This window comes from Collinsella aerofaciens (genome assembly GCF_041537385.1).
In the GTDB taxonomy this organism is placed as follows: domain Bacteria; phylum Actinomycetota; class Coriobacteriia; order Coriobacteriales; family Coriobacteriaceae; genus Collinsella; species Collinsella aerofaciens_BV.
This window is the reverse complement of the sequence record NZ_JBGORS010000002.1, coordinates 400,337-409,910: the sequence shown is the minus strand read 5'-3', so window position 1 is coordinate 409,910 and position 9,574 is coordinate 400,337. Positions and strand designations below refer to the sequence as shown.

Annotated in this window: 7 protein-coding genes; 5 read left to right on the top strand and 2 right to left on the bottom strand. The window is 62.9% G+C overall.

All coding sequences use genetic code 11. From position 1 onward, the window contains the following. Positions 1-437 precede the first annotated feature (437 nt). Together ACEG18_RS05185 and ACEG18_RS05180 are read right to left on the bottom strand one after the other, a co-directional pair. Positions 438-1,067 (bottom strand): response regulator, encoded by a 630-nt coding sequence (locus ACEG18_RS05185; protein WP_372541593.1) that lies wholly within the window; start codon positions 1,065-1,067, stop codon positions 438-440. Continuing rightward, complete coding sequence (locus tag ACEG18_RS05180) at positions 1,064-2,209, bottom strand: sensor histidine kinase (protein ID WP_372541592.1); 1,146 nt, start codon at positions 2,207-2,209, stop codon at positions 1,064-1,066. The genes ACEG18_RS05185 and ACEG18_RS05180 overlap by 4 nt, the downstream gene beginning before the upstream one ends. Positions 2,210-2,407: 198 nt before the next feature. On the opposite strand from ACEG18_RS05180, the gene ACEG18_RS05175 reads away from it, so the two are divergent. From ACEG18_RS05175 to ACEG18_RS05155, 5 genes are all read left to right on the top strand, one after another. Then, a complete protein-coding gene (locus tag ACEG18_RS05175; protein WP_372541590.1) occupies positions 2,408-3,346 on the top strand; it encodes an ABC transporter ATP-binding protein in 939 nt (312 codons plus the stop codon). Between the two features lie 9 nt (positions 3,347-3,355). Beyond that, positions 3,356-4,543 (top strand): ABC transporter permease, encoded by a 1,188-nt coding sequence (locus ACEG18_RS05170; RefSeq protein WP_372541589.1) that lies wholly within the window; start codon positions 3,356-3,358, stop codon positions 4,541-4,543. Continuing rightward, positions 4,530-5,735, top strand: a complete 1,206-nt coding sequence (locus ACEG18_RS05165; protein ID WP_372541588.1) for an ABC transporter permease — start codon at positions 4,530-4,532, stop codon at positions 5,733-5,735. The genes ACEG18_RS05170 and ACEG18_RS05165 overlap by 14 nt, the downstream gene beginning before the upstream one ends. 240 nt (positions 5,736-5,975) lie before the next feature. After that, positions 5,976-6,689, top strand: coding sequence for an ABC transporter ATP-binding protein (locus tag ACEG18_RS05160; protein ID WP_372541586.1), 714 nt, complete (start codon positions 5,976-5,978; stop codon positions 6,687-6,689). Between the two features lie 8 nt (positions 6,690-6,697). Next, positions 6,698-9,364 carry an ABC transporter permease gene (locus ACEG18_RS05155; protein WP_372541584.1) on the top strand — a complete coding sequence of 889 codons (2,667 nt, stop codon included), beginning with the start codon at positions 6,698-6,700 and terminating at the stop codon, positions 9,362-9,364. Positions 9,365-9,574: the final 210 nt, after the last annotated feature.

Below are 9,574 nucleotides of genomic sequence, written 5' to 3'. Positions count from 1 at the left end.
TCCCCTTACCCCCAACCATGCCAAAAAACGCGAAAACAAAACCGCAGGTAGAACGCCTGCGGTTTTGTTCAAAACGAAGGCATGGTCAGGGGTATCGAGTCAAACGTAGTAGATGGGCCGATTTCGTGGTTGGCGCCGCCAAATGATCCCCCGGGGACGGAGGAAAACGGATCATTTTTGGCCCCACGCGGCTGGTGGGTGCGTTCGCGCAGGACCGTTCAAACAAAACTATGCCGGTTTACGGGGCTGAGTCACGAGTCCCCAACCATGCCGATATTCGTGAAAATAAAACCGCAGGTAGACGAGCCGTCATTTTGCAGAAAACGCGGGTATGGATGGGGGTCCTGAGTTTAGCCCCGTAAACCGGCTTAGTTTTGAAATGGCATTAAATCGATGGCAGCCATTTTGCTATGCCGGAGCGGTCGGCCACTGGTCAATTACCCCCGCAGGTAGGCGATGGCGATCTGCGTGCGGTTGCGCAGGCCCATTTTGGCCAGGATCGAGCTGATGTGGTTGCGCACCGTGCCTTCTCCCATATAAGCCGTGGCGGCAATCTCCTTGTTATCGAGGCCGCGGGCGATGAGCTCGGCGACTTCGAACTCGCGGTCGGTCAGGCTGGCAAAGGCTGCGGGCCGGCGGGGCGTGCCCGTCTTGTCGCCCATCCCGTCAAAGTCAACATCTTCGATCGCCTTGCCCTCGAGCACGCGTTTGCCATCCATGACCTGTGCCAACGCTGGCGGAATGGCGGCGACATCGGTCTTGATCAGGTAACCGCGGGCGCCCAGCTTGAGCGCCGACACAATGTACTCGTCATCCGAGAATGTCGTCAGAAACACCACGCGCGCCGCAGAGTCGTGCTCAAGGATCTCGCGAGCAGCCGATAGACCGTCGCGTCCCGGCATCTGAATGTCGAGCAGCGCGATGTCGGGCGAGTGCTCGGCGTAGAGCGCGACCGCGTCGTCGCCGTTGGCGCCGGTGCCCACTACCTCGATCTGCGGCTGGGCGCCCAGGATAATCTTGAGCGAATCGACCACTAGGCGGTCGTCGTCGACAACGATGAGCCTCATCGGCCCTCATCTCCTTGCTGTTTGGGAACGGTGGCAAACACACGCCAGCCGCCGGCACCGGCACGCGGGCCGGCGGTGAAGGTGCCGCCAAGCGCCTCGACGCGCTCGCGCATGGAGCCGAGCCCCATGCCTTCTGCGACGTTGCTGCTGCTCGCCGGGGTCGCGTCTGCGCCATCATCGGTAACGATGAACTGGTAAAACGACGGATGCTCCATGCACCGCACGGTAATGGTTTTGGCATGGGCGTGGCGCATGGCGTTGGAAAGCGCCTCGCGCAGCACCGCCGCAAAGCAGTTGGCGACGTTGGCGGGTGCATGCTCGGCCAAAACTTCAAGCTCAATCTGCGGGCCGCCGTCCGAGCGCGCGCCTTCAACAATGCGTTCGAGCTGCACGGAAAGGTCGACGGCGTTGTCGTTGAGCGCGTGGACGCTGGTGCGCACAAGCTGGAGCGCCTCGTCAACCGTGCGTTTAACGTCGGAGAAATCGGCGGCGACGCCAGGCTCGTCGGCGTGGACCACGCGTAGGGCTTCGGCCTGCAGTGAGGCGCGCGTGAGCTGGTGCCCGACGTTATCGTGGATCTCGCGTGCGATGCGGGCGCGTTCGGCGAGCGTCGCGAGCTCGACTTCGTAGTCCTGGCGGTCGGCGAGGTCGCGGTTGCGTGCCTCGAGTGCCAGGGCGCGTTCTTGCAGCTTGTCGCGGGTGCGACGCATGCGTTCCTGTTCGCGCTCCAGCTGTGCGGTGCGCAGCGACAGCAACGTGGCGGCGACCGAAAGGATGGCGGTTAGCAACAGCGTTCGGGTGGTGAGCGCGCCGCCGCGAAGGTCCGCGACGAGCGCACAGACAAAGACAGCGCCGACACCCAGCGCGATCCAGGCGTGCTCACGGCGCACGCGCCGCGCGATGTCATAGAGGGCGAGAGGTGCGAACGGCACAAACGGCGGCACGAAGACAGCCGCGATGACGTAGGCGTAGCTGCCGGCCTCGCTGGCGCGACGGATGCGTTCTCCCTGCGCGACCTCGGCCAGCGCGGCGATGACAACGCCAAGGCAAAACGCCGCGACCAGGCGAGCATCCGCAGCAAGGCCCGTGGCGGCTGCGATGCAGCACGCCAGCACGATCGATTTGTCGAATAGCCTGTTCATACGGGTATTGTACGCGATGCCGCGCACGGGGGAGGCGCCACTCAGAGCAAGCGTGACATTCCTCCCACGCGGCGGGGCGGTCGCGTCAGCAGGCCACGCGACCAAGCCCCGCACTCGTGACAAAGCTCACTGGTGCGCGCCGCCAGCTCCTGCGATGATGCAATCGTACCGGGCCGCAATCAACAGAAGGGCCGCCTCATGACAGACATCGTCCACGTCGAAAACCTCGTTAAGCGCTACGACGACCTTATTGCGCTCGACCACTTTAACCTGAGTATCGCTTCCGGCGAGATCTTTGGCCTGCTGGGCCCCAACGGCTCGGGCAAGACCACGTCCATCAACTGCATCCTGCAGCTGCTCGCCTACGACAAGGGCACCATCGAGCTGTTCGGCGAGCGCATGATGCCCGCCCGCTACGACCTCAAGCGCCGCATCGGTGTGGTGCCGCAGCAGGTGGCGGTGTTCGACGAGCTCACCGTGCGCGAGAACATCGACTATTTCTGCAGTCTCTACGTGAACGACCGCAAGCGCCGCCGCGCGCTGGTGGACGAGGCGATCGACTTTGTCGGCCTGGGCGACTTTACCAAGTTCCGCCCCGGCAAGCTCTCGGGCGGCCTGGCGCGTCGTCTCAACATTGCCTGCGGCATCGCGCACAAGCCCGAGCTCATCTTTTTTGACGAACCCACGGTGGCGGTCGACCCGCAAAGCCGCAACGCCATCCTGGAGGGCATCTGCCGCCTGCGCGACGAGGGCGCCACGGTGGTGTATACCAGCCATTACATGGAGGAAGTCGAGCAGATCTGCAGCCGCATCATGATCATGGACGGTGGGCGCGTGCTGGCGCAGGGCACTAACGACGAGCTCAAGCGCATGATTCAGATGGGCGAGAAGATTGTAATCGAGGTCGGCGAGGTTCCGAGTGCGGCGCTCGGTGCCGTCGCAAGCCTGCCGCACGTTCTGGACCTTTCGGCAACGGCGGGACAGCTCACGTTTTCGTGCGAAGCGAGCCCGCACAACCTGACGGACATTCTCGATGCGCTGCGCTCGCATGACGTGCCGCTCGGCCGCATCTATTCCGAACCGCCGACCCTCAACGACGTGTTCCTCGAGATCACCGGCCGCGAGCTGCGCGACTAGGGGGCGGCCATGTTCAACACCATCATCACCACGGTCAAGACGCTGCTGCGCCGGCCGAGCACGTGGGTCTGGGGCGCTCTCTTTCCTATTGCGCTTTCCACGATGTTCATGTTTATGTTTGCGAACCTCAGCTCCGACGGCACGGTCGACCCGGTGCCGGTTGCCGTCGTGGCGGACGAGGCCTGGGATGCCTCGACCTTTAAGGACGTGGCAGCTTCGCTTGCCAAGGCGGGCGACGACCAGCTGCTCGATGTGAGCGAGTACGAAGACTTGGCTGCCGCGCGCAAAGCGCTCAAGGCCGGCGAGGTCGCGGGCATCTATATGGTCGATGCCGCGGGCACGCCCAGGCTCACGCTGCTATCGAGTTACGACAGCTCGCGCGCCTCGTCGGTGCTCACCGATCGCAGCATCCTGGAGACGGTGGCAAGCTCGTATACGCAAAATACCGAGCTCATGCGCCAGATTGCCCAGGACAACCCGGCGGCACTCGCCGACCCGGAGGCGGTTGCGCGCGCTCTGTCGCTCGAGGGCGGAACCCGCCGCGTGAGCCTGACCCGTGCCACGCCCGATGGCACGGTCATCTACTATTACGCGCTTTTTGGCCTGGTCGCGATGATGTCTGCCGAGTTTGCCGCCTTGAGCGTCGTCGATTTGCAGCCTAATTTGTCGGGCCTTGGCGCGCGCCGCTGCGTGGGCGGTCTTTCCAAGACGGCGTCGCTGGCCGGCATTTTTGTCGGCTCGTGGCTGGTTTCCTTTGCATCGATGGCGGTTGCGATCGGCTACGTGCGCCTGGTCGTGGGCGTCGACTTTGGCGGGCGCGAGGGGTTGTGCCTGCTGGGCGGGGCTGCATCCGCGCTTGCCGCCACGGGCCTGGGGCTTTTTGTGGGCACGCTTCCCGTTAAGGGCGGCAAGGCATCCAAGTCGGGCATCCTCACGGGCTTTGCCACCACGTGCGCCCTGTTCGCCGGCCTCTACGGCGAGCCGGCGATGGCGCTTGCCGACGACGTCGCTCGCGCCTGCCCGGCCGAGTGCTGGCTCAATCCCGTCAAGCTCATCTGCGACATGTTCAATCGCCTGTATTTCTTTGAGGACCTGGGGCCCTTCGCTGTTCGCGCCGGCGCGCTGGTCCTGATGGCCCTGGTGTTTGTCGCCGCCGCTACGCTGATCTTTGGAAGGAGCCGCTATGAGCACCTTTAAGACCGCGCTTCGCATGGCGCTGGCGCACCCGTTCTACCTGCTCATCTATACGGTGTTCATCTCGCTCATGGGCGTATTCATCGCGGCTTCGGTGAGCTGGAACTCGTCGCAGCTCACCGAGTACAAACCCTACGATGCCAATGTGATCGTGGTCGACCGCGACGGCAGTGATCTTTCGCGGGCGCTTACCAAGCATCTGGGTTCACGCTTTGACCTGGTCACGGGCATCGGCGACGACGCGTACGACCTCGCGGACGCGCTCGCCAAGAGCAACAGCGCCAAGGGCAGTGCCGATTGCGTGTTCTTTATCCCGGAGGGGTTTGAGGACGATCTTGTTGCAGCCGCCCGTGCGGGGGAGGCCCTGCCCAAGCTCGACGTGACCTACGGTTCCGGCACCATGGCGGCGGCGCTTTCGTCTGCCGAGGCCTCGCGCTGGATCTCGCTCGCGGGCGCTGCGGCGGCGCTTGAGCCAGCTGCTTCCGACAGCGAGGTCGCCAAAGCTGCCGAGCATGCCGCTGCAAAGCGCGCGGAGGTCCAGATCGAGCGGGTCAAGGTCGACTCGACTGCCGCCACCACGCTCGAGTCGTACTTCAACTTTGGCGCGTACGCGATCATCTCGTCGGTCATCGTGTCGGTGGGATTGGTGTTCTCGGGCATGAATGAGCCCGAGCGCGTGTGTCGTATGGATGCCGGCCCAATCCCCGAGCGCCAGCGTTCGCTTGCCGTGTTTGCGGCCGCCGCCGTGCTCACCGTCTGCATCTGGTTTGTGTCGAGCATGATGGGCGTCGTGGGCTTTGCCGGCGCGGTCGCCGAGGTCGGCGTGGGCCGTGTGTGCCTGGCGCTGGCGGCGACGTTTGCCCTGGCGTGCACGCCGCTGGCCGTTGGCTTTGCCCTTTCGAGCCTGGGTGCGCGCGAGGAGCTGCTTAACGGTGTGGGCAACCTGCTCGGCATGCTCATGACGTTTTTGGGCGGCGCCTGGATGCCGCTGTCGCTCATGGGCTCGGCCGTGCAGACGGTGGCGCACTTTGTGCCGACGTATTGGGTGAACGACGCGATCGGCAAGGCGCTTGCCTCGGACCTGACGTCTGCCGTGGTGGGCGACATCGTCTGTGACTTGGGCGTCACCGTGCTCTTCGCCGCCGCCATCGCCGCCGTAGGCCTAGCCCTCACCCGCGCCAAATCCCACGCCTAGCCACCTAGTCATTGGGGACAGTCTTTGCCGATTCGCCGGCAGGGCTGGCAGGGACTGTCCCAATATGTCGGCACTTGGGGACTACTCATTGGGGACAGACTTAAATGAGCGATTTCACTCATTTAAGTCTGTCCCCAATGAGTAGGTTGGAAAATAGTTCGCGCACGTCGCTTAAAAATAGTTCACCTGGGTTTACTATTAGCCTAGAAAAGTAGCAGAAGGCTAACAACGGGGGATAGCATGGCGACAAAGCAAGCCTATGTCCAGGTCAAAGGACTCAAGAAACACTATGGCGACGGTGATGCACGCCTGATGGTGCTCGACGGCATCGACACGTCCATCAACCGCGGCGAGATCTGCGTCATGCTGGGGCCCTCGGGCTCGGGCAAATCGACGTTCCTCAATCTCATCGGCGGCCTGGAGGATGCCGACGGCGGCTCCATCATGGTGGACGGCTGCGACCTCACTGCGCTCAAGCCTGCCGATCTGGGCGAGTACCGCCGCCGCGAGCTGGGCTTCGTCTTCCAGTTCTACAACCTGGTGCCCGATCTCACCATCAAGGAAAACATCGAGGTCACGGCGCACCTGTCCAAAAACCCGCTCAACATTGACGACCTGCTGCGCTCGCTGGGCCTCTACGAACACCGCAACAAGTTCCCGCGCCAGGTCTCGGGCGGCCAGCAGCAGCGCTGCGCCATCGGCCGTGCACTCGTCAAAAATCCGGGCCTGCTGCTGTGCGACGAGCCCACGGGCGCGCTCGACTACAAGACATCCAAGGAAATCCTGCAGCTCATGGAGGACGTCAACCGCACCTACGGCTGCACCATCATCATCGTCACCCACAACGCCGCCATCGCGCGCATGGCCAACCGCGTGCTGCGCCTGCGCGACGGCCGCATCGTCGAGGACGAGCTCAACGAGTCGCCCGTTACGGCCGTCGAGCTCGATTGGTAGGCGGCGCCATGACACCTCTCGCAAAACGACTCCCGCGCGAGCTGCGCCGCAATATCGGTAAGTACCTGGGTATCTTTTTGCTCATGTGCGGAAGCATCGCCCTCACGTCGGGCTTTTTGCTCGCGGCGCATTCCATCGGCTGCCTCATCGACGATATGCGCGATGCGTACACGATTGAGGACGGCCGCGTGACCACCTCCTTCGAGGCTACCAAAGACCAGCTCAAGGCCGCCGAGGATGCAGCCGGCGACGTCGGTGGCGTCACGCTCTACAAGAATTTCTCCATCGACGCCATCATTAAAAAGGCGGCTGGCGACGACGGCACCAAGCGCACCCTGCGCACCTATGCGCACCGCACCAAGGTCGATATCGCGTCCTACTGTGAGGGCAGGCAGCCCAAGGCGGACGACGAGGTGGCCATCGACCGTGTTTTCGCCACCAACAACGACCTCGCCGTGGGCGATAGGGTCGAGCTCGAGGGTCGCACCTACACCATCTGCGGCATCATGACCCAGCCCGATAGCCAGGCGCTGTTCCTCGACAATTCGGACTTTACGGTGAACACCATCACGTACGGCGTGGCCGAGGTCACCGACGCCGGCTTTACCGCGCTTGAGGACGCCGGCGGCGCACCCGCCTACACCTACTCCTTTACCTTTGCCGATCGCGACCTCCCCACTGCGGATCGCATCGATGCGGAGCAGGATATGGTCGAGGCGCTGACCGATGCCGATGCGCGCGTGGACGACCTGATCGATGCCGATTCCAACCAGGGCATTGGCTATGCGCGCGACGACGTGGACGGCGACTCCATGATGTGGATGACGTTGCTCGACATCATCATCGTGATCATGGCGTTTGTCTTTGTGGTGCTCACCGACGCCACCATCGAGGAGGAGAGTGCCATCATCGGCACGCTGCTCGCCAGCGGCTATCGCCGTCGCGAGATCGTGCTGCACTACCTGGCACTTCCCGCCATCGCGGGCGTGCTCGCGGCACTTTTGGGCACCGCTCTCGGCGTCGCGTTCTTTACCGAGCCCATGCGCGGTCTCTACTACGGCTCGTACAGCCTGCCGCCCTTCCAGGTGTACTGGAGCTGGGAGATCTTTGTGAAGTGCGCCGTGGTTCCCGCCGCCGCGCTCGTCCTCATCACGCTGGTGGGCCTGCTCCGCAAAATGGGCAAGACGCCGCTGCAGTTCCTTCGCCACGAGGCGAGCGGTAAGTCGGGTACCAAGCGCGGTCTGCAGCTGCCGGAACGCATGGGCTTTGTTTCCCGCTTCCGCCTGCGCGTTTTCCTGCGCAACCTGGGCAACTTCGCCACGCTCTTCGTGGGCATTGCGTTTGCCTCGCTGCTGCTGCTCTTTGGCCTGGCGATTCTGCCCACGATGACGCACTACGCGGACAACCTCGAGACGAGCCTGGTCGCCGAGCACCAGTACACGCTCAAGGCGCCGCTGGAGCTCGAGGGCACTGCCGAGGAGCGCGAGCAGTGGTCGGCACTCGAGCGCTTGCAGTCGGTTGACGGCGCGCTGCTTTCTGCCGCCCAGGATGCCGATGACGAACTTGACGACGCGGCCGATGCGGCGCAGGCAGCAGCTGACGCCGCGACCGCATCTCCGTCTGCCGAGAGCCTGACCGCAGCGCAGGATGCGCTTGCCAAGGTCCAGGACAAGAAGGATGCGCTCTACGCGCGCCTCGACGACCTTGCCGATGCCCTCGGCTGCAACCGCGACGAGGCTATCGACCTGATCGACAAGGCCTCTAAGATCGACACTGACAACGACGATATCCACCCGGTCAATACGACCGACAACGGCGCGGGTGCAATCGCGCAGGCCGAGAAATATGCCGTTTACCAGCTGCAATACGACCGCGGCGATGGTAATGGCGAGGAGACGATTTCTGTCTACGGCATCTCGGCAAACTCGCGCTACTGGAAGGGCCTCAACATCGGCGACGGACACGTCGTCTTTGGCGGCGGCCTGCTCGATAAGTTTGGCTGGAGCGAGGGGCAGAAGGTCACGCTCAGCGACAAGTACGAGGGCGAGCATTATTCCCTTGAGTACGCGGGCAAGGACTGTGCCTGGGGTTCAAAGTCGGACATGAATATCTATATGAGCATTGATGACTTTAATGAGCTGTTCGGCAACGATGCCGCCTACTTCAACGGCTATGTGAGCGATGAGGAGCTCGACCTCGATGCGCGCTACTTTGCCGGCGACACCACGCCCGACGACATGCGCGCCGTGGGCGACCAGTTCATTGGCATGATGAGCAAAATGATCGGAATGATGGTCGGGCTCGCGGTGTTTATCTTCCTGCTGTTTATGTACCTGCTGACCAAGGCCGTTATCGACCATAGTGCCCGGTCGATCAGCTACATGAAGGTCTTTGGATATCGCGATGGCGAGATCTCGCATCTGTACATCCGCTCGATCACGCTGTGCGTGGCGGCGTCGCTCGTGCTGAGCCAGCCGGTCATTATTGGCTCGCTCACGGCCATCTTCCGCTCGATGCTGCTCGCCTACAACGGCAATATCGAGATCTACGTGCCCGCTTGGTCCATGGCTGCATGCGTCGGCATTGGCTTTGCGACCTACCTGGTCGTGGCGCTGCTACACACGCGCTCTATCAAGCGCGTCGGCCTGGCCGAAGCCCTCAAGGTGCAAGAGTAGCAATTGGGGACGTTCTTAAACGACTAGTCGTTGGGGACAGTCTTTGTCGGATTGCCGGCTCGTCGGCCGGGCTGGCAGGGACTGTCCCTGACGGCACTCATTTAAGTCTGTCCCCAATGAGTGCCTAACGACTCGGTGTTGCGCTTGACTTCAACCCCACTTCACCGGGTACCATCCTCTATGTCTGTAACGCCATATAGACCGAGGGGA